This is a genomic window from Sodalis sp. RH19 (assembly GCF_047324215.1).
Lineage (GTDB): Bacteria > Pseudomonadota > Gammaproteobacteria > Enterobacterales > Enterobacteriaceae > Acerihabitans.
Genome location: NZ_CP178734.1, coordinates 3,130,792 through 3,155,196 on the forward strand (window position 1 = coordinate 3,130,792; position 24,405 = coordinate 3,155,196).

The following is a 24,405-nucleotide window of genomic DNA, read 5'->3' on the forward strand; positions in this document are numbered from 1 at the left end:
GGCATATTGCTTTTACTGTTCCTAACAAACCCGCGTTGATACCCCATTTTTTAGTTTCTGCGCCGAAGAAAACCCGTCCCTAAACGCAGTACCGCTGACCTAAAAATACATTTATATCAAATGCTTATATCCATAAGCTCACCTATAAATGGATAACACTCATGTCTTTTTGTTTAATAACATATTACAACATGATGTTTTTAGATGTTTTTTACAAAAAAATCAAGCCATCGGAATGCAGGCTTCAAGCATAAGCGTTACTTTAGCGGCAGGACGGGATAATCCCGATATCATGCAAGAAGCTGAAAGTTTGATGTGGGCTGACTGCCTGTAATTTTTATACATTGCCACGGTGTGGCATTGGCTGGATTTAGTCTTGCCGTTATTAATGGGGGGAATCAATGGCGCAAAATAGCGGTACGGGTTCTGGCACTGTGATTTCATTGAACCGCGGGGCAGTATCGTGGGTGACTCGCGGGGATGCGGAAACCTATAAGAGTCAACCGCTACCAGGTATAAAGCAAAATTTATGGCGGCGGCTACGCACCTGTATCGTCCATTGATTCGCAGCGTGTTCAGTATCACAGCGGATAATTTGAATCCAAATGGTACGCCCTACTGGATTCGAACCAGTGACCTACGGCTTAGAAGGCCGTTGCTCTATCCGACTGAGCTAAGGGCGCACTGCGGGAAGTTGCTGGATAACGCGGATTGGATTATACGGAGCGGACCGGTCGAGTCAATGGCTTTTATGACAACGGGTGGTTCGCTGGACAAAAGGATTTCATTCAGTGCCTGACAGCGGGCCACGCTTCTGCCAAAATACCCCCCATCTCAGCATGATTAAACTGATGGATTGCCGATTCTGATGGTCGCTAAACTTATTGATGGTAAAACTATTGCTCAGCAGGTCAGGGATGAAGTGGCCGTGCGGGTGCGGCAACGCCTGAGCGTCGGGAAACGCGCGCCGGGACTGGCGGTGGTATTGGTCGGGGAAAATCCGGCATCGCAGATCTACGTCGCCAATAAGCGCAAAGCCTGCGAGGATGTCGGTTTTGTCTCCCGCTCCTATGAATTGCCGAGCACGGTCAGCGAGGCCGAACTGCTGGCGCTTATCGATACGCTTAATGCCGATAAGACGATTGATGGTATCCTGGTGCAACTGCCGCTGCCTCCGGGCATGGATAATATCAACGTGCTGGAGCGCATTGCGCCGGATAAGGATGTGGACGGATTCCACCCTTATAATGTCGGCCGCCTGTGCCAGCGGGCGCCATTGCTGCGGCCCTGCACCCCACGCGGCATCATCACCCTGCTGGAACGTTATCAGATCGAGACCTTCGGGGTGAATGCCGTGGTGGTGGGCGCATCCAACATCGTCGGGCGGCCGATGAGCCTGGAACTGCTGCTGGCCGGCTGCACCGTCACCGTCACCCACCGGTTTACCAGGGACCTCCAGCGTCATATCGAATATGCCGACCTGCTGGTGGTGGCGGTGGGCAAACCCGGATTTATTCCCGGCGAATGGATTAAACCCGGTGCCGTGGTGCTGGATGTCGGCATCAGCCGTCTTGCCAACGGCAAGGTGGCGGGCGACGTGGCCTTCGAGGCGGCTTCGCAGCGCGCATCCTATATTACGCCGGTACCCGGCGGCGTCGGTCCTATGACGGTCGCGACCCTTATTCAAAACACTTTGCAGGCATGTGAAGACTTTCACGATACAGCATCTTAACGGCGGAACACGATGGAAACTTTCTCACTTGACGGCCATCCGTACATTGAACTGTGCGATTTACTGAAGATTCAGGGTTGGTGTCACAGCGGCGCGGCGGCTAAAACCGCCATTTATGGTCAGCAGGTCAAGGTCAACGGTGCGATGGAAACCCGCAAGCGATGCAAGATCGTCACCGGGCAGCAGGTGGAATTTTTAGGACAGGTGGTGAAAGTCGTCGAATGAACCGCTATCGGCCCGGCGCAGGATATCCGTATGCCGCCGGGGCGTGAAGCGCTATAAACAACAAGGGCGCGGAAAAACCGCGCCCTTGCCGTATCCGCAGCCGTAAGAAACAACGCTTATTGCTGGCGCATGCCGCGGCGCAAACCCGCCTTCAGCCCCGGCAACGCGGCGCTATTATCCACGCCGCCAGATGGTGCCGCCGGCGCCGTCTTCCAATACGATGCCCAGTTCGGTCAGTTTTGCGCGGGCCTCGTCCGCCAGTTGCCACTGTTTATTGTTGCGCGCATCGTTACGTTGCTTGATCAGCGCCTCGATCTGTTCGGTTTCACTGATATCCACCCGGGCGCCGTTTTGCAGGAACTGCTCGGGATCCTGTTCCAGCAAGCCCAGGACATTCGCCAACCGGCGCAGCGCCGCTGCCAGCCCGAGCGACGCAGGCGGGTTTTCCACCTTCAGGCGGTTGATTTCGCGGGCCATCTCGAACAACACCGAATACGCTTCCGGCGTATTAAAATCATCATCCATGGCGGCGGTAAACTGGTCGACAAACGACTCGCCGCCGGCGGGCACGGCCGCTGCATCAGTACCGCGCAGGGCGATGTAAAGCCGCTCAAGGGAGGATCTGGCCTGTTTGAGATTATCTTCACTGTAATTCAGCTGGCTGCGGTAATGGCCGGACATCAGGAAATACCGCACCGTTTCCGCATCGTAATATTTCAGCACGTCGCGCACGGTAAAAAAGTTATCCAGCGATTTGGACATTTTTTCCCGATCGACCATCACCATGCCGGAATGCATCCAATAATTGACATAAGGCCCTTCGTGGGCGCAGCTCGATTGGGCGATTTCGTTTTCGTGGTGGGGAAACATAAGGTCCGAACCGCCGCCGTGAATATCGAAATGATTGCCCAAATGCTTGCAGTTCATGGCCGAGCATTCCACATGCCAGCCCGGACGCCCCGGTCCCCATGGCGACGGCCAGCTGGGCTCGCCTTCCTTGGACATTTTCCACAAGACGAAATCCATCGGGTTGCGTTTGACATCGTCGATATCCACCCGGGCGCCGGCCTGCAACTGCTCGAGATCCTGACGCGATAACACGCCATAGGTGGGGTCGGAGTCCACAGCGAACATGACATCGCCGTTGGCGGCCTGGTAGGCATGGTTTTTTTGCAGCAAGACCGCCACGATGTCGATGATATCGGCCATGTGCAAGGTCGCGCGTGGTTCTTCATCCGGACGCAGAATATTCAGGCTGTCGAAGTCCCGGTGCATTTCAGCGATCATACGGCCGGTAAGCGTATCGATGCTTTCATCGTTGGCATGGGCCCGTTTGATGATCTTGTCGTCAATATCGGTGATGTTACGCACATACTTTACCTCATAACCTTTAAAACGCAGGTACCGGGTAACGACGTCGAAGGCGACAAACGTCCGGCCGTGGCCGATATGACAAAGGTCATAAACGGTGATGCCGCACACGTACATACCGACTTTACCGGCATGAATGGGTTGGAAATCCTCTTTTTGACGTGTCAGGGTATTATAAATCTTCAGCATCGACATTCATTCCATGGTGTTAACGGGTACGTGTGTATAGCGACAAGTTGAGACAGGGTATTTTCCAACAGCGTATTGAACCCTGAAGGCGTCGGTAATGCAAGGACGGGGCCCTGGTTTTCAAACGGCGGGTTATCCCCGGCCAACAGCACGGCCTGGCTTGCCAGAATAACAGAAATGGTCATCCGCTGCGGTGAATGCTGACTCCATGGCAGACTTATGTTATAAATCCAGTCTGCTTGATCACTTCGTGTGAGCAACTCTTTTACCGACTCGTAGGACAACTATTTATGGTCACTCTTCATACCAATCACGGCGATATCGTTATTAAGACCTTCGCCGACAAAGCGCCGTTAACCGTTGAGAACTTCCTGACCTATTGCCGTGACGGCTTTTATGATAATACCATTTTCCATCGCGTTATTAATGGTTTCATGATCCAGGGCGGCGGTTTTGAACCCGGCATGACGCAGAAAAAAACCCGCGCCACCGTGAAAAACGAAGCCAACAATGGCCTGAAGAACAATCGCGGCACCCTGGCCATGGCCCGCACCAACGATCCGCATTCCGCCACCGCGCAATTCTTTATTAACCTGGTGGATAACGACTTCCTGAACTTCCGTTCCGAACGCCCGGACGGTTGGGGATATTGCGTCTTCGCCGAAGTGACCGACGGTATGGATGTAGTCGATAAGATTAAAAACGTGGCGACCGGAAACAGCGGCCCGCATCAGGATGTACCGAAAGAAGATGTGATCATAACCGGTGTGACCGTAGACGAATAAATCGTTGCCATGGCAACCCTGTTTGTTGCGGATATTCATCTTAGCGTCCAGGAACCGGCGATTACCGCCGGTTTTCTGCATTTTTTGCAACGGCAGGCCGTCCACGCCGACGCGCTCTATATCCTGGGCGATTTGTTCGAAGCCTGGATTGGCGATGACGACCCGTCCCCGCTGCACGGCGAGATAGCCGCGGCGCTGAATGCGCTGGCGCGCCGGGGAATACCCTGTTTTTTTATTCACGGCAACCGGGATTTCCTGCTGGGCCGGGATTTTGCCGCCGCCAGCGGCATGACGCTGCTGCCGGAAGAACAACTGCTTACCCTGTACGGCCGGTCGGTGCTGGTTCTGCACGGCGATACGCTGTGTACCGATGATCAGGCTTATCAACGCTACCGCCGGCGGATCAATCAACGTTGGCTGCAGCGCCTGTTCCTGGCGCTGCCGCTGAGATGGCGCCTGCGCATTGCCGGACGGATGCGGGCCAGCAGCCAGCGCGCCAATATGACGAAATCCCAGACGATTATGGACGTCAGCCAAGAGGCGGTTACCGCCGCGCTTGCGCGACATGGGACCGATTGGATGATCCATGGCCATACCCACCGGCCGGCGATCCATGCCGTGCAGACCGCGGCGGGCATCGCCCATCGTGCGGTACTGGGCGCCTGGCATCTTCAGGGGTCGATGATCCGGGTCACCGGGACCAGCGTCGAGCTGATTGAGTTCCCCTTCGATTAAGCGGCGCAATTTATAGCGCCGGCGGCTACGCAACCGTTTTCCTCTCCAGGCGCACATGATATGCTCTACGCCCTCTTCTTTCTGATAGCCTGCGCCGGGCGCATTGCGGCGCAGGCTGTGGGAGAGCGGTCGGCAACATTTACAGGAGCACCACGCGCATGCAATCCAATCTTGCCCCGGCAAAAATCGCCATCGTCATGGGGTCCAAAAGCGACTGGGCCACGATGCAATTCGCCGCCGACATTCTCGCCACGCTGCAGCTTGCCTGTCATGTGGAGATCGTCTCGGCGCATCGCACCCCCGACAAGCTCTTCCGCTTTGCTGAACAGGCATCCGCCGCCGGGTTTGAAGTGATTATCGCCGGCGCGGGCGGTGCCGCCCATCTGCCCGGCATGCTGGCGGCAAAAACGCTGGTGCCGGTACTTGGCGTGCCGGTGCAGAGCGCGGCATTAAGCGGCGTCGACAGCCTCTATTCCATTGTCCAGATGCCGCGCGGCGTGCCGGTGGGTACCCTGGCGATCGGCAAGGCCGGCGCGGCCAACGCCGCACTGCTGGCGGCGCAGATCCTGGCGTTGCACGATCGGGAATTATCCGCCCGGCTGGCGGCCTGGCGTGTGACGCAGACTGACGAGGTGCTGGCGCATCCCGATCCGCGGGAGGAAGCATGAAACCGGTATGTATCCTGGGCAACGGCCAGCTAGGGCGCATGCTGCGCCAGGCCGGCGAACCACTGGGCATTGCGGTCTTCCCGGTGGGGCTTGACGCCGATCCCGGCTCGGTGCCGGTGGCGCAAAGCGTGATTACCGCTGAGATCGAGCGCTGGCCGCAGACCCCCCTTACCCGCGAGCTGGCCCAGCATAATGCCTTTGTTAACCGCGATATTTTTCCGCGGCTTGCCGACCGGCTGACGCAAAAACAGCTGCTGGACAGCCTGAGGCTTGCCACCGCGCCCTGGGAAGAACTGACCGCGGCGGCGCAATGGCCGCAGGTGTTTGCCTCCTTTGGCGACCTGGCCATCGTCAAGCGGCGCGTGGGTGGCTATGATGGGCGCGGCCAATGGCGTCTCGTACCCGGCGAAGAGGCGGCGCTGCCCCAGGAGTGCTACGGCAGTTGTATCGTTGAGCGCGGTATCGCCTTTTCCGGCGAAGTTTCGCTGATCGGCGCCCGCGGGCATAACGGCGACAGGGTGTTTTATCCGCTGACGCATAACCTGCATCAGGACGGCATCCTGCGCACCAGCGTGGTTTTTGCCCGGCCGGACGACAGATTGCAGCGCCGGGCCGAGAGCATGCTCTCGGCAATAATGCATGAACTAAAATATGTCGGCGTGATGGCGATGGAATGTTTTATCGACGGCGATGATCTGTTGATTAACGAGCTGGCGCCACGGGTGCACAACAGTGGGCACTGGACGCAAAACGGCGCGTCCATCAGCCAGTTCGAGCTGCACCTGCGCGCCATCCTCGGCCTGCCGATGCCTAAACCCGCCGTCACGGCACCGTCGGTGATGGTTAATCTTATCGGCACCGACTGCAACACCGAATGGCTGGCCGAGCCGCTGGTCCATCTGCATTGGTATGAAAAAGAGGTGAGGCCGGGACGTAAGGTCGGCCACCTGAATCTTAACCATAGCGATCCCGCCGCGCTGAGCCTGGCGTTGGAACATCTCGCTCCAATGCTACCAGTGGAGTATTACAGCGGGCTGGAATGGGCGCGGCAAAAACTGGCCGAATTGGGCTGAAAGATCGCGGAGAGACTCACTTAAAAAGGCCCAGGCGGGGGCGGTGAAGTTCATGCCAGGCCCCATGCATCGAGCGCCCCCTGTATTGCCCGGCGCAGGCAATACAGGGAGACACCTAAGCCTTGCACATGAAATAGTTGCCCAGGCGGCATGCATCACACCGCCGGCAAAATTGTCCCCCAAATAACATCACGCTTTGCGCATCAGACCATAAAATCTTTCAGCGCGCCATTAAGTGTGGCGCTTGGGCACATGGCCCGGCTGGCCAATTCCGGCGACGGATGATAATACCCGCCGATATCAACCGCCTTGCCCTGCACCTGGTTTAACTCGGCGACAATCTGGCCTTCGTGTTCGGCAAGGGTTTTCGCCAAGGGGGCAAACTGATCGCGCAGCTCGGCATCCTCATCCTGCCCCGCCAGCGCCTGCGCCCAATACAGCGCCAGGTAGAAATGGCTGCCGCGATTGTCCAGCTCGCCGGTTTTACGCGAAGGCGATTTATTGGTATCAAGGAATTTACCGTTGGCCTGATCGAGCGTTTTCGCCAAAATTTTCGCCTTGGCGTTGGCGCGGGTGCTGCCCACATGGTCCAGGGACGCCGCCAGCGCCAGGAACTCGCCCAGGGAATCCCAGCGCAGGTGGTTTTCCTGCAGGAACTGCTGGACATGTTTTGGCGCCGAGCCGCCGGCGCCGGTTTCAAACAGGCCGCCGCCGCTCATCAGCGGCACGATGGACAGCATCTTGGCGCTGGTGCCCAATTCCATGATCGGGAACAGATCGGTCAGGTAGTCGCGCAGCACGTTGCCGGTCACCGAGATGGTGTCCTTGCCCTGGCGGATGCGATCGATGGAGAACTGGGTCGCTTCTTCCGGCGACATAATGCGAATATCCAGCCCGCTGACATCGTGATCCTTCAGGTAACGCTCCACCTTGCGGATCATTTGCGCGTCATGGGCGCGGGCCGGGTCAAGCCAGAAGATGGCCGGAGTATTGGATTCACGGGCGCGGTTAACCGCCAGTTTCACCCAATCCTGGATAGGCAGATCCTTGGCCTGGCACATGCGCCAGATATCGCCGGCCTCGACGGATTGTTCCAGCAGCACGTTGCCCTGCTCGTCGGTAACCTTGACTACACCGTCCTGTTTGATCTGGAAAGTTTTATCATGCGAGCCGTATTCCTCGGCCTTTTGCGCCATCAGGCCCACGTTGGGCACGCTGCCCATGGTGGTCGGATCGAAGGCGCCGTGCCGTTTGCAATCGTCGATCACCACCTGGTATACGCCTGCGTAGCAGCGATCCGGGATCACCGCCTTGGTATCATGCAGCTTGCCGTCGGCGCCCCACATCTTACCGGAGTCGCGGATCATCGCCGGCATCGAGGCGTCGACAATGACATCGCTCGGCACATGCAGATTGGTGATGCCTTTGTCGGAATTGACCATGGCCAACTGCGGCCGCACCTGGTACAACGCCTGGATGGCCTGTTCGATTTCCTGCTGGCGGTCGGCGGGCAGCGCCTTGATCTTGGCGTACAGATCGCCGATGCCGTTATTGACATCAATGCCCAGCGGTTTGAGTTCGTCCGCGTAGCGCTCCAGCACATCCTGGTAATACTCAGCGACAAACTGGCCGAAGATGATGGGGTCGGAGACTTTCATCATGGTGGCTTTCAGATGCACCGACAGCAGCACGCCCTGTTTTTTGGCATCCTCAAGCTGTTCGGCGATAAAGCGGCGCAGCGCCTTTTTACTCATCACCGACGCGTCGATAATCTCACCGGCATTCACGGCGGTTTTGGCTTTCAGTACCTGTACCGCGCCGTCTTTGCCCACCAGCTCGATTTTTACGCTGCCGTTATCGGCAATCAGTGCGGATTTTTCGCTGCCGTAAAAATCGCCGTCGCTCATATGGGCAACGTGGGATTTTGAGTCGGCAGACCAGGCGCCCATCCGGTGCGGATGCTTGCGGGCATAATTTTTCACCGACAGCGGCGCGCGGCGATCGGAGTTACCTTCGCGCAGCACTGGGTTCACCGCGCTGCCTTTGATTTTATCGTAACGGGCATTGGCTTCTTTTTCGGCGTCCGTGGCGGGTTCATCCACATAGTCCGGCACCTTGTAGCCCTGCTGTTGCAGTTCCTTGATGGCCGCTTTCAGCTGCGGCAGCGAAGCGCTGATATTGGGTAATTTTATAATATTGGCTTCGGGGGTGACGGCCAGTTGGCCAAGCTCGGCCAGGTGATCGGCGATTTTTTGATTTTCGTTAAGGTATTCCGGGAAGTTGGCGATGATGCGCCCGGCCAGCGAGATATCGCGCGTTTCCACCGCGATGCCCAGGGATTGGGTGAACGCCCTGATGATCGGCAGCAGGGAATAGGTGGCCAGGGCCGGGGCTTCATCAGTAAGCGTATAGACGATCTTCGAGGTTGTGGACATTTATTACGTTAACTCCTCTATATCATAGCGATTGCAACTATCTTGAAGAGTGCGGGACCGTTGCGTTCACCGTCGGCACCATCCGGGAGCATAGGCGGAAAAAAACGATTTCCGGGAAACACTTCCAGGTGCTTCAGTTGGGCAGAGTGGGTCTGCGGAATGATGGTGTACCAGGCCGTTACTGTGCAGTAGACGGCCGGTAACTGTCAACCGGGTTGTCACTCTGTTGAACATCAATTGTTTCATTAATGTTCACATATTGTAAAAATTAGCCCTGATATTGCCGGTGAGCGCCTTTTTTCCCCAGCAGGCGCTGCCCCAGCACGGTGCCGCAGGCGGAAAGCAAGAGCGCGCCGCACAGCGGAACCATCCACCACAGGCGATAATCCGGCTCCCAGGGAAAATCGAACACTTTACGCTGCAACAGCCCCAGGGCCACCTCCGCGCCCGCCGCCGCCACCACGCCGGATACCAGTCCCAATAATGCAAACTCATACCACAGCGTGGCCCGCAGCAGCGTTTTCCCGGCGCCAAGCGTGCGATAGACCACCAATTCCTGCTGGCGCTGGCGCATGCCGACCTGTACCTGCGCCAGCAGCAGCAGCCCGCCGCACAGTAATACCAGTATCACCATGATTTCCAGCGCCCGGCTGACCTGTTGCAGAACCTGGCCGATCTGTCCCAGAATGGCACCGATATCCAGCAGGCTGAGCGTGGGAAACTGGCGGTTTAGCTGTGCCGGAAAAGCCGCGGGGCCCTGATAACGGAAACTGGTCAGCCAGGTTTGCGGCTGGCCGTCCAGGGCGCCCGGAGGAAAAATAAAGAAAAAATTCGGCCGCAGGCTTTCCCAGTCCACCTTGCGCAGGCTGGTGATCCGGGCGCTGAAGGATTGGGTATCGCCGGTAAAGGTGAGCGTATCGCCAAGCTTGAGCTTGAGCTGGTCGGCTACCTGCTGTTCCATGGAGACTTCCCCCGGCCCCGGCGGCCAAACGCCCGCCACCAGCAGGTTGTGATCGGGCTTTTGCTCCAGCCAGGTCAGGTTCAGCTCGCGGTTTACCGTCCGTCCGCCCGCATCGTTCTCATGGATCAGGTCGGTGGCTTTTTGGTGATTAATTTCCGTCAGCCGGGCGCGGATGATCGGGTAAAAGGTGCCTGGCGCTACCCCGTTGCGCTGCAGAAAGTCCCTGACCTGCGGCACCTGATCGCCGGTCATGTTCAGCAAAAAGTAATTAGGGCTTTCCGGCGGCAACTGCTGCCGCCAGCGATCGAGCAAATCTCCGCGCATCACCAGCAGCAGCGCCAGCAGCATAAACGACAGCGAGAACGCCGCCAGTTGGGTCAGCGTTATCCAGGGCTGGCGCAGCAGGCGGTTCAGCGCCAGGCGCAGCGCCAAACGCCGGACCACCAGGCGACGCAACAGCCATAACGCGCCCCATCCCACCGCCGCCAGCAGCAGGGACAGAACGCCCATGCCGCCGGCCAGCGACCATAACAGGCCGTTGGCGCCGACGGTGAGCAGCAGCAGGGCCAGCACGATAATCAGCATTACCGGCAGATAGATACGCAGCGGCCAGAAGGTTTGGGTAGCGTCGCGCCTGAGCACGCGCAGGGGGCGGGTTGCCAGCAACTGACGATAAGGACGCAGCCCCACCAGCAGAGAAATCACCACCAGCGCCCCCAGGGACCATAACCACGGCCAGCCGCCGGCGGGCGGCAGTTCGGCAGGCAGGACCGGCGCCAGCATCCGCATCAGGGCCGCTTCAAATAATAAACCGATCACACTGCCGCTGACGCCGGCGAAGACCAGCAGCGAGAGCCATTGGCCGACCACCAGTTTCATCAGCGCGCGCCTGCCGGCGCCCAGGGTTTTCAGCACCGCCACCAGATCGCCGCGGCTGCGGCAGTAATGCCCCATGGCCACCGCCACCGCCGCCACCGACAGCAACAGCGTCAGCAGCGCCGACAGCACCAGGAAGGACCGCGATCGTTCCAGGGATGAATTCAGCGCGCCGCTGGAATCATCCATGCTGTACCAGCGCTGGGAAGCGTCGAGCTTCGGCGTCAGGTAGCGTTCGAAACGCTCAAGCGCGGGCGGATCGCCGGCAAACAGATAGCGCCAACTGACCCGCCCGCCCGGCTGTACCGCGCCGGTGGCGGCCACATCCGCCAGGTTGATGACGATGGCCGGCGCGGTCTGGAAGGGATTAAAACCGCTGTCCGGCTGCTGGATAAGCTCGCCGGCGATGCGCAACGTCGCATCGCCCACATCGAGCGGATCGCCGATTTTCAGCCCCAGCAGGGCCATCAGCCGCGGCGCCACCAGGACGGTCCCCGGTTGCGAACGCAGGCCGGCCGGGCGGGTCGTCAGCGTGCCGTACAGCGGATAGAGGGCGTCGGTGGCCGTGACATCGGCCAGTTGCGCATTATCGCCGGCGAAAGTCATGGTCATAAAGCGGATCTGCCGGCTTACGGCCAGGCCGTCATTCGCGGCCTGCTGCAGCCAGCCCTCGGCCACCGGACCCGACGCGCGTAATACCCGGTCGGCGGCCAGGAATTCGCGGCTTTGCTCGCCGAGCCCTTTTTGCATGCGGTCGCTGATATTGCCCAGCGCCAGCACGCAGGCAACGGACAACGTCATGGCCAGCCAGACAATCAGCAGCGACGGTGAACGCCATTCACGCCAGAACCAGCGACCGATCATGCCACCTCCAGCAATTGACCGTCCTGCAGGCGCAGGCGTCGTTCACAGCGCGCCGCCAGCTGCGTATCATGCGTGACCAGGATAAGCGTGGTGGCGTTGTCCCGGTTAAGCGAGAACAGCAGATCGGCAATACGATCGCCGGTTTTACGATCCAGGTTGCCCGTCGGCTCATCGGCAAACAGCACCTGCGGGCGGCCGCTGAACGCGCGGGCCAGCGCCACGCGCTGCTGCTCGCCGCCGGAAAGCTGGGCGGGCAGGTGTCCCAGGCGCCGCGCCAGGCCAAGCTTATCCAACAGTTCCAGCGCTTGCTCCCGGCTTTGACGTTCGTTTTCGCCGCGCAGCAGGGCGGGCAGTTGCACATTTTCCAACGCGGTCAGGGTGGGCACCAGCATAAACGACTGGAAGACAAAACCGATGCTTTTGGCCCGTAGCCTGGCGCGTGCCTCTTCGTCGAGCGACGCCAGTGGTTGCCCCAATAAACGCACCTCCCCTTCACTGCCGTCGTCCAAGCCGGCCAGAATGCCGAGCAAGGTCGACTTGCCGGATCCGGATTCGCCGATCAGGGCAATTGTCTGGGCGGGTTTGACAAGCAGCTCAACTCCGGTAAGGATGGAGATCTGGTTTTCTCCCTGACCGACGTGTTTATTAAGATGATGAACTTCAAGAACGTTTTCCGCGGGCATTTTCTCTTCCTTTTCCTGATGGCGTTATTGAGTGTACGTGCAAACGCCGCAGACACCTTATTGATTTTGGGCGATAGTCTTAGTGCCGGCTACCGGATGCCGGCGACACAGGCCTGGCCGTCCCTGCTTAACGATCGCTGGCGCAAGGAGTCGGACAATATCCGCGTCGTCAACGGCAGCATCAGCGGCGACACCGCGACACAAGGACTGGCGCGCCTGCCGGGCCTGCTGGCGCTGCACAAGCCGCGCTGGGTCGTGATTGAGCTGGGCGGTAACGATGGCCTGCGCGGCTTCCCGCCGCCGTCAATCGCCGGCGATCTCGCCAAGGCCATATCACAGGTTAAATCGGCGGGCGCGCAGCCCCTGCTGATGCAAATCCGGCTGCCATCCAATTACGGCCGGCGCTATACCGAGTCGTTCAGCGCCATCTATCCGGCGCTGGCGCAGCAATATAACGTGCCGTTATTGCCTTTTTTTATGGAACAGGTGTACCTGAAGCCACAATGGATGCAGGATGACGCCATTCATCCCAACGCGGATGCGCAGCCTTTTATTGCCGAATGGATGTCCGCCAGGCTGCTGCCCCTACTTAAACATGATTTCGCCTCCGGCGGAGCGGCCAATGGGTAAAGTTATGCAAAAAACCGTCGTTATCACCGGCTGTTCCAGCGGCATCGGCTGGGTGGCGGCGCAGGACCTGCGCCGGCGCGGCTATCGGGTGCTGGCGACCTGCCGTAAACCGGCGGATGTCGCCCGCCTGGCCGCCGCCGGGTTTGAAACGCTGGCGCTTGATCTTGACGACGAGCGCAGCGTCGACGACGCGTCGGCGCGCATCCTGGACCTCTGCGGCAAGCGGCTGTACGGTTTATTCAACAATGCCGGATGCGGGGTATACGGACCGCTGGCAAGCCTTTCCCGCCGCCAGTTGGAACAGCAGTTCGCCAGCAATCTTTTCGGCACCCATCAGTTGACGCAGCGGCTATTGCCGGCCATGCTGCCCCACGGCGAGGGGCGCATCATCCAGACCAGTTCGGTAATGGGGCTGGTAAGCACCCCGGGACGGGGCGCCTACGCCGCCAGTAAATTTGCCCTGGAAGCCTGGTCGGATACGCTGCGCATGGAACTGCACGGCACCGGTCTGTGCGTGAGCCTGATTGAGCCGGGGCCGCTCAGCACCGCCTTTACCCGCAATGTAAACCAGTCGCAGGCGGATAAACCGGTGACCAATCCCGGCATCGCCTCACGATTTACATTGCCGCCAGAGGCTATACTGCCCAAACTACGTCATGCTTTGGAGCATCCACGCCCCCGATTGCGTTACCCGGTGACCCTGGTCGCCAGCGGTTTGTCCCTGCTGCGCCGTTGGCTGCCGGGCCGTTGCCTGGATATGATTTTACGCGCCAGCCATTGAGGCGGGGAAAGATGCCCCAATATAGTGCTAAAACGGGAGAGAGAATTTCATGTTAGCTCAAGCCACCATTATTGATATTAACGAAGCAAACCTACAGCAGACGCTCGAACTGTCCATGTCGCAGCCGGTGCTGTTCTATTTCTGGTCGGAACGCAGCCCGCATTGCCAGCAGATGACCCCGGTTATCGATAAACTGGCGCAGGAATTCGCCGGGCAGTTCGTCCTGGCCAAAGTGGATTGCGACGCCCAGCAGGCGCTCGCCGCCCAGTTCGGCTTGCGCGCCATCCCGACGCTCTATCTGTTCAAAGACGGGCAGCCGCTGGATGGTTTTCAGGGACCGCAGCCCGAAGAGGCGATTCGCGAACTGCTGCTGCGCGCCCTGCCCGATCCGGCGCAGCTGAAAATGACCGAGGCCAGCGACCTGATGCAGCAAGGACAGTATGCCGAAGCGCTGCCCCTGCTCAAGGAAGCCTGGCAACTGAGTGACAAATCCAGCGAGGCGGGCCTGCTGTTGGCGGAAACCTATATTCAGCTCAAGCGCACCGAGGATGCCGAAGCCGTGTTGGCGGTTTTTCCGCTGCAGGATAAGGACACGCGCTACCAGGGCCTGATGGCGCAAATCGAACTGATGAAGCAGGCGGCGGATACGCCGGAAATACAGTTGCTGCAACAGCAGGTGCAAAACGCCCCGGCGGACGCGGGGCTGGCGGTGCAACTGGCGCTGCAATTACACCAGGTCGGCCGCAATGAAGAAGCGCTGGAACTGCTCATCGGCCATTTGCGTAAAGATCTTGCCGCCGCCAACGGCGATGCGCGCAAGACCCTGATGGATATCCTGGCCGCGCTCGGCACCGGCGATGCCTTAGCCGCCAAATACCGCCGCCAGCTTTATTCCCTGCTCTACTAAGGGTTCCGGGCCAATGGCGCCCGGTTACACTCTGCTTATGCCGCCGGGCGCGCATGAAATGCGTGCCTGTGTCACTGATTCCCCTCGCTTGGCGCGTCTTTGCCCCGGCAAAAGCGTACTATTACATTAGTGTTGAAAAGAGTGTGTCATGCTAAATACGTGTGAAGAAGATGTCGCACCGGCCGCGCTAGATGGCGTTATTATTTTCTCTCATGAAATGGAGATTTCACCATGGAGATTTCACCCATGCTGACGGTAATCCCAATCATTATTGTCCTGGCCCTGATCATCGTCTGGGCGGGGATAAAAATTGTCCCTCAGGGATACCAATGGACGGTTGAGCGTTTCGGCCGCTATACCCTTACCTTAAAACCCGGGCTGAACCTGGTGGTGCCGTTTATGGACCGGGTAGGCCGCAAGATTAATATGATGGAACAGGTGCTGGATATTCCCTCGCAGGAAATCATCTCCAAGGATAACGCCAACGTGACCATCGACGCCGTGTGTTTTATCCAGGTGGTCGATCCGGCGCGCGCGGCCTATGAAGTCAGCAACCTCGAGCAGGCCATCCTTAACCTGACCATGACCAACATCCGTACGGTGCTCGGTTCCATGGAACTGGACGAAATGCTGTCGCAGCGCGACGGCATCAATACCCGTCTGCTGCATATTGTCGATGAAGCCACCAGTCCCTGGGGGATTAAGGTCACCCGTATCGAAATCCGCGATGTGCGCCCGCCCGTCGAGATGATCGCCGCGATGAACGCCCAGATGAGGGCCGAGCGAACCAAACGCGCCAATATCCTGGAAGCGGAAGGCGTGCGCCAGGCGGCCATTTTACGCGCCGAGGGTGAAAAACAGTCCCAGATCCTCAACGCAGAAGGCGAACGGCAGGCGGCATTTTTGCAGGCGGAAGCCCGAGAACGCGCCGCCGAGGCGGAAGCCAGGGCCACTAAAATGGTGTCCGAGACCATCGCAGCGGGCAATATCCAGGCCATTAACTACTTTGTGGCGCAGAAATACACCGATGCCCTAAAGCATATCGGCTCCGCCAACAACAGCAAGGTTATCATGATGCCGCTTGAGGCCAGCAATCTGATGGGCGCCATCGGCGGCATCGCCGAACTGCTTGGCGAGAGCAAAACCGGCCGGGGTAAATAACCATGCTTGCCGCGCTGGTCGTCCATCCGCACTGGTTTTGGATTTCGCTCGGCGGTCTGCTGCTGGCCGCGGAAATGTTGGGCGCCAGCGGATATTTATTGTGGAGCGGCGTCGCCGCCGTACTGGTGGGGCTGGTGGTATGGGCCGTGCCGCTAGGCTGGGAGTGGCAGGGCGTGGCCTTCGCATTGCTGACTATCTGCGCGGCGCTGGGATGGTGGTACTGGCTGCGCTCGCGCACCAAAGCGTATCCGGCATCGCTGCTGAACCGGCGCGGAGAACAGCTGGTCGGCGTCAAGACCACCCTTGCGGAACCCCTGGTGAACGGGGTGGGCCGGGTACGCATTGGCGACAGCACCTGGCGCGCGCGCTGCGATACGGATCTGGCCATGGGCGCCACGGTCGAGGTGATCGCGGTGGAAGGCATTACCCTGCGGGTGCGCCCTTATCATGAACACGCATGAGGCCGCCCGCCGTGGCCCGCGGCAGGTAGCAGGGTCGTTATTCCCGGCGGGCGCCGGCGGCGCAGCAACCCGACAGGTTATTGATAATCGGGCATTCGGCGCTATCGTCGCCGGGACAACTTTCCGCCAGGATCAATAAATGACGGCGCATGGCCTCCAGTTCCTCAATGTGGTGCTCGATGTCTTTGACCTTACGCAGGGTGCGTTCCTTGACATCGGCGCTGTGGCGCAGCGGGTCGTTAAACAACGCCACCAGCTCGCGGCACTCATCCAGGTTAAATCCCACCAGCCGCGCCTGACGCAGCAGCGTTAGCTCCTCCACATGGCGCGCGTTATAGCTGCGATAACCGTTATCCCGGCGCACCGGCGGCGTTACCAGCGCCTTATCCTCATAAAAACGGATCGCTTTACGGGTTAAACCGGTTTTTTTCGCCACATCGCTGATATTCATGGTTCCCCCTTGACCTTCCCCTTGCGGCAAGGTTTAAGCTCTATTACAACGACTTTTCCACGGCGCAGTCAATCAGTTCGGCACCCTTATTACCGCCGGTAACGACCCGCCGCCTTTTCCACCAAGGAGTTTTCAATGTCACAGACCATTGTGCTCGCCCTGCAGGGACTCTCCTGCGAACATTGTATCAAACGGGTCCGGGAAGCCCTGGAATCACGCGATGACGTGGAAAGCGCCCAGGTGGCGCTGGATTATGCCACGGTCACCGGCGCCGCGACGGCGGCGGAGCTTATCGCCAGCGTCAAACAAGCCGGCTACGAGGCCGCGCCCGCGGGCCGGCCCGATACCGAACTCCAGCTTTCCGGCCTGAGCTGCGGCCATTGTGTAGCTACTACCCGTAAAGCGCTGGCCGCCGTGCCGGGCGTCAACGCCGCCGAGGTCACGTTGGATCACGCCGGCGTTTATGGCGCGGCCGATCCGGCGGCGCTTATCCGGGCGGTGGAGCAGGCTGGCTATCAGGCTATCCTTGCGGGGAATATCGCCCACCCAAAAACTGAGCCGCTGACAGGCAACACTTCAGCGCCGGATATTCTGGCAGCGGCGACATTACCTCCGGCAACGGCTCCGGCAAGTACCGATACCGATGACAGCCTGCATCTGCTTATCAGCGGCATGAGCTGCGCCAGCTGCGTCCTGCGCGTTGAACGGGCCTTACAGCAGGTGCCTGGCGTTGGGCAGGCGCGGGTCAACCTGGCGGAGCGTAGCGCCCTGGTGCTGGGAGCGCCCGACGGCGACGCGTTGATTGCCGCCGTGGCGCGCGCCGGCTACGGCGCGGAAATTATCCAGGATGACGCCCTGCGGCGGGAGCGCCAGCAGCAGACGGCGCTCCAGGCGACGCGTCGTTTCCGCTGGCAATCGGCGCTGGCCCTGGCGCTGGGCGTGCCGCTGATGGCGTGGGGACTGTTCGGCGGCAGTATGACGCTGACGCCGGAAAGCCGTCCGCTGTGGCTGGTCATCGGCGTTGCTACGCTTGTGGTGATGGCGATCGCCGGCGGCCATTTTTACCGCAGCGCCTGGAAGAGCCTGCGAACCGGCAGCGCCACCATGGATACCCTGGTGGCGTTGGGCACCGGCGCCGCCTGGCTTTATTCCATCAGCGTCGCGCTGTGGCCGGACGTGTTTCCGATGATGGCGCGGCACCTCTATTTCGAGGCCAGCGCGATGATCATCGGGCTGATTAACCTGGGCCACGCCCTGGAGCAGCGCGCGCGCCAGCGCTCGTCCCAGGCGCTGGAACGCCTGCTGGATCTGACGCCGCCCATGGCCCGGGTGGTCGAGGCCGACGGCGAACGCGCCCTGCCGCTGGCCGAGGTGCGCCTTGGCATGATCCTGCGCCTGACCACCGGCGACCGGGTGCCGGTGGACGGCGAGATTACCCAGGGCGAGATCTGGCTGGATGAGTCCATGCTGACCGGCGAGCCGGCGGCACGGCATAAATCCGCCGGCGAAAAGATCCATGCCGGTACCGTGGCGCAGGACGGCAGCGTGCTGTTCCGGGCCGACGCCATCGGCAGCCAGACGACGCTGGCGCGGATTATCCGTTTAGTACGCCAGGCGCAGAGCAGCAAACCGGCCATCGGCCAATTGGCGGATCGCATTTCGGCCATCTTTGTTCCCGCCGTGGTGGCGATAGCCGTGATCAGCGCGGCCATTTGGTATCTGGTGGGCCCGCAGCCGCAGATGGTCTACACCCTGGTGATCGCCACCACGGTGCTGATTATCGCCTGTCCCTGCGCCCTGGGGCTGGCCACGCCCATGTCTATTATCGCGGGGATCGGTCGCGCGGCGGAGTTCGGCGTGCTGGTGCGCGACGCCGACGCGCTGCAGCATGCCACCACCCTTGATACCCTGGTATTCGATAAAACCGGCACGCTGACGGAGGGGCGGCCGCGGGTGGTGGCGGCCGAACCGGCGGCCGGTTTTGTCCTGGAGGATGTTGTGGCGATCGCCGCCGCGCTGGAGCAAGGCTCCAGCCATCCCCTGGCGCACGCCCTGGTGGCCTATGCCGGCGCGCGGGCGCTGGCCGGGGTTGGTGATTTCCGCACCCTGCGCGGCCTGGGCGTCAGCGGCGACGTCGCGGGGAAGCGGGCGTTGCTTGGCAACAGCGCGCTGCTGCAACAACAGCAGGTCGATATCGCCGGCCTTGCCGCGCGGGTCGCCTTTTGGTCTGAGCAGGGCGCCACGCCGGTATTGCTGGCGCTGGACGGCAAGGCGGCGGCGCTGTTCGCCATCCGCGATCCGCTGCGCGACGACAGCGTGGCCGCGCTGCGCCGGCTGCATGGCCTGGGTTATTCCCTGGTGATGCTGACCGGCGATAACCCGGCTACCGCCGGCGCGGTGGCCAGGGAAGCCGGCATCGACCGGGTGATCGCCGGCGTCCTGCCGGACGGCAAGGCGGAGGCGATTAAAACGCTGCAACGCCACGGACACCGGGTGGCCATGATTGGCGACGGCATCAATGACGCCCCGGCGCTGGCTCAGGCGGAAGTCGGCATCGCCATGGGCGGCGGCAGCGACGTGGCGATTGAAACCGCTGCCATTACCCTGATGCGCCATAGCCTGCACGGGGTAGCCGATGCGCTGGCGATAGCCAACGCCACGCTGCGCAATATGAAGCAAAACCTGCTTGGCGCATTTATCTATAATGCCCTGGGTATTCCCATCGCCGCCGGCGTCCTCTATCCCTTTACCGGCACGTTGCTCAGCCCGGTGGTGGCCGGCGCGGCCATGGCCTTATCGTCCATTACCGTGGTCAGCAACGCCAACCGCCTGATACGCTTTAAGCCCAAAGCGTAACGCCTTACACGGGCGATGATGTTAACGTTAAGGACTTGTCACGCAACGGGAGTGGTATGCAATGAGGAGCTTATTACGGCGCATGGCGACCCTGCTGGGTTTTTTGCCCGCGGAGCAGTACGCCTGGCCCGGCATGGACGTCAGCCTGTCCGATCACCGCCGGCTGCATATGGTGGGCAGCATCCATATGGGCACCCGTGATATGGCGCCGCTGCCCGCGCGCCTGCTATCCCTACTGCGCCAGGCCACGGCGCTGGTGGTGGAAGCGGATATCACCGCCGGCTCGCCGTTGACGTCGGTGCCGCCGGTGGCTACCCCGCTCAGGGATCGTCTGTCCGCAGACCACTATCGCATTTTCAGCGACCTGTGCGCCGAATATCAGCTGGACGGGGAGGCGCTGTCGGCGTTGCCCGCCTGGCAGATCGCCCTGATGCTGCAGGCGCGCCAGGCCGAGCGGCTGGGGCTGCGCGCGGACTACGGCATCGATTATCAGCTGATCCAGGCGGCCAGGGACATGGGCAAGCCGGTCATTGAACTGGAAGGGCCGCAGGAACAGCTGGACCTGCTGCTGCAGCTTCCGGATCAGGGGAACGCCCTGCTGGAGGATACCCTGCGCCATTGGCATACCAATGCGCGCCTGCTGCAGACCATGATCGGCTGGTGGCTCGACAGCAGGCCGGTCAACCTGGATAAAGCCTTTCCCGCCACCTTCAGCGCGGATCTGTATCATTATCTGATGACCGAACGCAACCTGCGCTGGAAACAGCAGTTGCAGGACCTTCCCCCCGGCGGCTATGTGGTGGCGGTGGGCGCCCTGCATTTGTACGGCGCCCAAAGCCTGCCCTCGCTGCTGCGGCGTTGAGTTTTTGTCCGGCGGGGCATTTACCCCTTGCCGCGACTACGTTAACCTGAATTATTATTTATTCATTAAGTATCTTCTTGGTATTCGGGACGATGTTATGACGCCTGCGGTTAATATACTGGAAAAAAACCATATTGCTTTCACGCTCCATCCTTACCAGCATGATAGCGATGAAACCCATTTTGGCGCGGAAGCGGTCAGCAAGCTGGGACTTGACGCGGCCCAGGTTTATAAAACCCTGTTGGTGGCCCTGAACGGCGAGGCCAGGCAGTTGGCGGTGGCGGTGACGCCGGTGGCGCTGCAGCTGGATTTGAAAAAAGTCGCCAAGGCGCTGGGCGCGAAAAAAGCCGAAATGGCCGACCCCCTGCTGGCGCAAAAGACCACCGGCTATCTGGTCGGCGGCATCAGCCCGCTGGGACAGAAGAAACGCCTGCCGACGGTCATTGACGCGCCGGCGCAGGCATTTGCCACGATATTCGTCTCAGGCGGCAAACGCGGCCTGGATATTGAACTCAGCCCGGCTGATTTGCGCCAGCTGCTGTCGGCGACATTTGCCGATATCGCTAAACGCGACGGCCAGGATAAGGGTGCGCCACTCGCATGACGTTACGCGCCACCGATTCGCTGTCTGCGCATACGGGGGGACGGCGCACGCTGTTCCCGGTCCTGGCTGCCATCAGCGTCGCCCATCTGCTCAACGATATGGTGCAATCGCTGATCCTGGCGATTTACCCGCTGCTGCAGGCGTCGTTTGCGCTCAGTTTTACCCAGGTCGGTATGATTACCCTCACCTACCAGATTACCGCCTCGCTGCTGCAGCCGCTTATCGGCGGCTTTACCGATAAATATCCGCAGCCCTACTCGCTGCCCATCGGCATGGGTTTTAGCTTATGCGGCATCCTGATGATGGCGGCGGCGACCAGCTTTCCAATGGTGCTGGTCGCCTCGGCCCTGGTCGGCACCGGCTCGTCGGTTTTTCATCCGGAATCGTCCCGGGTGGCGCGCATGGCGTCCGGTGGGCGCCATGGCCTGGCCCAGTCGCTGTTCCAGGTCGGCGGCAATTTCGGCGCCTCGCTCGGTCCGCTGCTGGCGGCGGTATTTATAGCGCCTTATGGTAAGGGGCATCTGGCCTGGTTTGCGCTGGCGTCGCTGTTGGGCACCATCATCTTGCTGCAGGTGGGCAAATGGTACCGCGGCGCCATCAGGACGCCCGCGCCGCAACGCGCCCAGGCGGCCAGCGCATCGCCGCTGCCGTCCCGGCGGGTAGCCTGCGCCATTGCCGTGCTGCTGGTGCTGATCTTCTCCAAATATTTTTATCTCACCAGCATCAGCAGTTATTACACTTTCTACCTGATCCATAAGTTCGGCCTGTCGGTACAGGCGGCGCAGATGCATCTGTTCGCGTTTCTGTTTGCGGTGGCGGTCGGCACCGTTATCGGCGGGCCGGTGGGCGATCGCATCGGCCGGAAATACGTGATTTGGGGTTCGATCCTCGGCGTCACGCCGTTTACCCTGATGCTGCCTTATGCCTCCCTGGCGGTAACCGGCGTGCTGACCCTGTTTATCGGCGTCATCATCGCCTCGGCCTTTTCCGCCATACTGGTGTATGCCCAGGAACTGCTGCCGGGAAGGATCGGCATGGTATCGGGGCTGTTTTTCGGCTTCGCCTTCGGCATGGGCGGGCTTGGCGCTGCGGTGCTTGGCCATATCGCCGATAGCACCAGCATTGAATATGTCTACCAAATCTGCTCGTATTTGCCTTTATTAGGCATTCTGACCGCTTTTCTGCCTGATAATAGCTAAAAGTGTTTTTTGTTTCCCACGAAACTGTTTCGCTGGGAAACCACAGGCCTTGTCCCGCACGGTAATAGCGTAAAAAAGTGATGAAAATTTCGTCTTGACCCTTTTTTCGTCGCAAAAGCTTTTTTTCGCCTCTTTGCTATAAATTCCTACACAAAGCCCCATCGAATACCATAAACTCAATATGTAAAACTTTGTTTCTAACCCCCCTTAATGAAGGAGTTGGGATGCATCATGCCACACCGCTCATTAATACCATCGTGGGAGGACTGGTCCTGGCTTTCCTGCTGGGCATCCTGGCTAACCGCTTTCGCATTTCACCCCTGGTAGGCTACCTGGCGGCCGGCGTGCTGGTCGGTCCGCATACCCCCGGTTTCGTCGCCGATACGTCGCTGGCCCCCGAACTGGCCGAGCTGGGCGTGATTTTGCTGATGTTCGGCGTGGGGCTGCATTTTTCGCTGAAAGACCTGATGGCGGTGAAATCCATCGCCATTCCCGGCGCCATCGCCCAAATTGCGGTGGCGACGCTCCTGGGCATGACCTTTTCCCTGGTCATGGACTGGACCCTGGCCAATGGGCTGGTGTTCGGGCTATGCCTGTCCACCGCCAGCACCGTGGTGCTGCTGCGCGCGCTGGAGGAGCGGCAGCTTATCGATAGCCGGCGTGGCCAAATCGCCATCGGCTGGCTGATTGTCGAAGATCTGGTCATGGTGCTGACGCTAGTCTTGCTGCCGGCCTATGGCAAGCTGCTCGGCGGCGAAAGCGAAACGATGCGGCAGGTGTGGCTGGATCTCGCGCTGACGCTTGGCAAAGTGGCAGCCTTTATTACTTTGATGATCGTGGTGGGGCGGCGGATTGTGCCGTGGGTACTGGCGAAAAGCGCCAGTACCGGCTCCCGTGAGCTGTTCACGCTGTCGGTGCTGGCCATGGCGCTGGGCATCGCCTTCGGCGCGGTGGAATTGTTCGGCGTCTCGTTTGCGCTGGGCGCGTTTTTCGCCGGCGTGGTGTTGAATGAATCGGAGCTAAGCCATCGCGCCGCCCATGACACATTGCCGCTGCGGGACGCGTTTGCCGTGTTGTTTTTTGTCTCGGTGGGTATGCTGTTCGACCCGCTGATCGTTATCCACGAGCCGCTGGCGGTGCTGGCCACCCTGGCCATTATCCTGGTTGGGAAATCGGCGGCGGCGTTTGCGCTGGTAAAAATCTTTGGTCACTCCAGTCGTACCGCCATGACCATTTCAGTCAGCCTGGCGCAAATAGGCGAGTTCGCTTTTATTCTGGCGGGACTCGGCATTTCACTTGGCATGTTATCGCCGCAGGGGCAGAACCTGGTGCTGGCCGGGGCGATTTTGTCGATTATGATCAACCCGCTGATGTTTGCCCTGCTTGAGCGCTATCTGGCACGGCATGATAGCGAGGACGAAAAAACCGCCGAAAGGCAGGCCGGGGAGGAGATCCAGCAGCCGATGGAAGTGTGTCATCACGCGCTGCTGGTCGGTTACGGCCGGGTCGGCAGCCTGATCGGGGCGAAACTGGCCGAGGCGGGCATGCCGATGGTGGTGATTGAACATAACCGGGCGCGTGTGGATACGCTGCGCGGCCAGGGAATCAATGTCGTGCTGGGCAATGCCGCCAAGCCGGAAATCCTGTCCCTCGCGCGCCTGGACTGCGCCAGCTGGCTGTTGCTGACCATCCCAAATGGGTTCGAGGCCGGGGAAATCGTCGCCCTGGCGCGGGAAAAACGCCCTGATCTGCGCATTATCGTGCGCGCGCATTATGACGACGAGGTGGCGTATATTACCGAACGCGGCGCCACCCGGGTGGTGATGGGCGAGCGGGAAATCGCATCCAGCATGATTGCCCTGCTCCAGTTGGACGCCGCCAAAATCCCCTACTGAT

The 24,405-nt window shown here is 60.1% G+C and carries 20 protein-coding genes, 1 tRNA gene and 1 pseudogene; 16 read left to right on the forward strand and 6 right to left on the reverse strand.

Annotated elements, in window-relative coordinates; all coding sequences use genetic code 11:
* Positions 1-606 precede the first annotated feature (606 nt).
* A tRNA-Arg gene (locus ACL2XF_RS14260) sits at positions 607-683 on the reverse strand.
* 185 nt (positions 684-868) lie between these two features.
* Here ACL2XF_RS14260 and folD point away from each other — a divergent pair.
* Both folD and ybcJ read left to right on the forward strand, forming a co-directional pair.
* Positions 869-1,732 (forward strand): bifunctional methylenetetrahydrofolate dehydrogenase/methenyltetrahydrofolate cyclohydrolase FolD, encoded by an 864-nt coding sequence (gene folD, locus ACL2XF_RS14265; protein WP_410016140.1) that lies wholly within the window; start codon positions 869-871, stop codon positions 1,730-1,732.
* Positions 1,733-1,744: 12 nt separating this feature from the next.
* On the forward strand, positions 1,745-1,957 hold the full coding sequence (gene ybcJ, locus ACL2XF_RS14270) for a ribosome-associated protein YbcJ (protein ID WP_410016141.1): 213 nt from the start codon (positions 1,745-1,747) through the stop codon (positions 1,955-1,957).
* A gap of 174 nt (positions 1,958-2,131) precedes the next feature.
* Here the strand turns inward: ybcJ and cysS are convergent, their stop codons facing one another.
* The gene (gene cysS, locus ACL2XF_RS14275) at positions 2,132-3,517 is read right to left on the reverse strand and encodes a cysteine--tRNA ligase (RefSeq protein WP_413727066.1); all 1,386 of its coding nucleotides are present in this window, start codon (positions 3,515-3,517) and stop codon (positions 2,132-2,134) included.
* A 290-nt stretch (positions 3,518-3,807) separates the two neighbouring features.
* Here cysS and ppiB point away from each other — a divergent pair, with 290 nt between their 5' ends.
* The 4 genes from ppiB (at position 3,808) to purK (ending at position 6,778) form a co-directional block, all read left to right on the forward strand.
* Positions 3,808-4,302: a peptidylprolyl isomerase B gene (gene ppiB / locus ACL2XF_RS14280; protein ID WP_410016143.1), complete on the forward strand. Its 495-nt coding sequence runs from the start codon at positions 3,808-3,810 to the stop codon at positions 4,300-4,302.
* Positions 4,303-4,311: 9 nt separating this feature from the next.
* On the forward strand, positions 4,312-5,037 hold the full coding sequence (locus tag ACL2XF_RS14285; protein ID WP_413727067.1) for a UDP-2,3-diacylglucosamine diphosphatase: 726 nt from the start codon (positions 4,312-4,314) through the stop codon (positions 5,035-5,037).
* Positions 5,038-5,195: 158 nt separating this feature from the next.
* A complete protein-coding gene (gene purE / locus ACL2XF_RS14290) occupies positions 5,196-5,705 on the forward strand; it encodes a 5-(carboxyamino)imidazole ribonucleotide mutase (RefSeq protein WP_410016145.1) in 510 nt (169 codons plus the stop codon).
* Positions 5,702-6,778: a 5-(carboxyamino)imidazole ribonucleotide synthase gene (purK, locus tag ACL2XF_RS14295; protein WP_410016146.1), complete on the forward strand. Its 1,077-nt coding sequence runs from the start codon at positions 5,702-5,704 to the stop codon at positions 6,776-6,778. Before purE ends, purK begins: the two co-directional genes overlap by 4 nt.
* A 203-nt stretch (positions 6,779-6,981) precedes the next feature.
* Here the strand turns inward: purK and ACL2XF_RS14300 are convergent, their stop codons facing one another.
* From ACL2XF_RS14300 to ybbA, 3 genes are all read right to left on the reverse strand, one after another.
* Positions 6,982-9,213, reverse strand: a complete 2,232-nt coding sequence (locus ACL2XF_RS14300) for an NADP-dependent isocitrate dehydrogenase (protein WP_410016147.1) — start codon at positions 9,211-9,213, stop codon at positions 6,982-6,984.
* 268 nt (positions 9,214-9,481) lie between these two features.
* The gene (gene ybbP, locus ACL2XF_RS14305) at positions 9,482-11,914 is read right to left on the reverse strand and encodes a putative ABC transporter permease subunit YbbP (protein ID WP_410016148.1); all 2,433 of its coding nucleotides are present in this window, start codon (positions 11,912-11,914) and stop codon (positions 9,482-9,484) included.
* Positions 11,911-12,597: a putative ABC transporter ATP-binding protein YbbA gene (gene ybbA, locus ACL2XF_RS14310; RefSeq protein WP_410016149.1), complete on the reverse strand. Its 687-nt coding sequence runs from the start codon at positions 12,595-12,597 to the stop codon at positions 11,911-11,913. Before ybbA ends, ybbP begins: the two co-directional genes overlap by 4 nt.
* Here ybbA and tesA point away from each other — a divergent pair.
* The 5 genes from tesA (at position 12,565) to ACL2XF_RS14335 (ending at position 16,537) form a co-directional block, all read left to right on the forward strand.
* Positions 12,565-13,227, forward strand: a complete 663-nt coding sequence (gene tesA, locus ACL2XF_RS14315) for a multifunctional acyl-CoA thioesterase I/protease I/lysophospholipase L1 (RefSeq protein ID WP_410016150.1) — start codon at positions 12,565-12,567, stop codon at positions 13,225-13,227. The two genes, ybbA and tesA, sit on opposite strands and share 33 nt — an antisense overlap.
* Positions 13,228-13,231: 4 nt before the next feature.
* Entirely contained in the window at positions 13,232-14,008 is a 777-nt protein-coding gene (locus ACL2XF_RS14320; protein WP_410016605.1) for an SDR family oxidoreductase, read from the forward strand.
* A gap of 49 nt (positions 14,009-14,057) precedes the next feature.
* A complete protein-coding gene (locus tag ACL2XF_RS14325; RefSeq protein ID WP_410016151.1) occupies positions 14,058-14,915 on the forward strand; it encodes a tetratricopeptide repeat protein in 858 nt (285 codons plus the stop codon).
* Between the two features lie 246 nt (positions 14,916-15,161).
* Positions 15,162-16,076: an SPFH domain-containing protein gene (locus ACL2XF_RS14330; protein WP_413728818.1), complete on the forward strand. Its 915-nt coding sequence runs from the start codon at positions 15,162-15,164 to the stop codon at positions 16,074-16,076.
* 2 nt (positions 16,077-16,078) lie between these two features.
* The gene (locus ACL2XF_RS14335) at positions 16,079-16,537 is read left to right on the forward strand and encodes an NfeD family protein (RefSeq protein ID WP_410016152.1); all 459 of its coding nucleotides are present in this window, start codon (positions 16,079-16,081) and stop codon (positions 16,535-16,537) included.
* A gap of 37 nt (positions 16,538-16,574) precedes the next feature.
* Here ACL2XF_RS14335 and cueR read toward each other — a convergent pair whose 3' ends face one another.
* Entirely contained in the window at positions 16,575-16,988 is a 414-nt protein-coding gene (gene cueR / locus ACL2XF_RS14340; RefSeq protein ID WP_410016153.1) for a Cu(I)-responsive transcriptional regulator, read from the reverse strand.
* Positions 16,989-17,123: 135 nt separating this feature from the next.
* Here cueR and copA point away from each other — a divergent pair, with 135 nt between their 5' ends.
* The 5 genes and pseudogenes from copA (at position 17,124) to ybaL (ending at position 24,404) form a co-directional block, all read left to right on the forward strand.
* Positions 17,124-19,844: a copper-exporting P-type ATPase CopA gene (gene copA, locus ACL2XF_RS14345; protein ID WP_410016154.1), complete on the forward strand. Its 2,721-nt coding sequence runs from the start codon at positions 17,124-17,126 to the stop codon at positions 19,842-19,844.
* Between the two features lie 61 nt (positions 19,845-19,905).
* Positions 19,906-20,706, forward strand: coding sequence for a TraB/GumN family protein (locus ACL2XF_RS14350; RefSeq protein ID WP_410016155.1), 801 nt, complete (start codon positions 19,906-19,908; stop codon positions 20,704-20,706).
* Between the two features lie 97 nt (positions 20,707-20,803).
* Positions 20,804-21,310 carry a Cys-tRNA(Pro)/Cys-tRNA(Cys) deacylase YbaK gene (ybaK, locus tag ACL2XF_RS14355; RefSeq protein WP_410016156.1) on the forward strand — a complete coding sequence of 169 codons (507 nt, stop codon included), beginning with the start codon at positions 20,804-20,806 and terminating at the stop codon, positions 21,308-21,310.
* A gap of 53 nt (positions 21,311-21,363) precedes the next feature.
* Positions 21,364-22,509: pseudogene (locus ACL2XF_RS14360) on the forward strand (MFS transporter); the annotation flags it as partial.
* A gap of 224 nt (positions 22,510-22,733) precedes the next feature.
* The gene (gene ybaL, locus ACL2XF_RS14365; RefSeq protein ID WP_413722268.1) at positions 22,734-24,404 is read left to right on the forward strand and encodes a YbaL family putative K(+) efflux transporter; all 1,671 of its coding nucleotides are present in this window, start codon (positions 22,734-22,736) and stop codon (positions 24,402-24,404) included.
* Position 24,405: the final 1 nt, after the last annotated feature.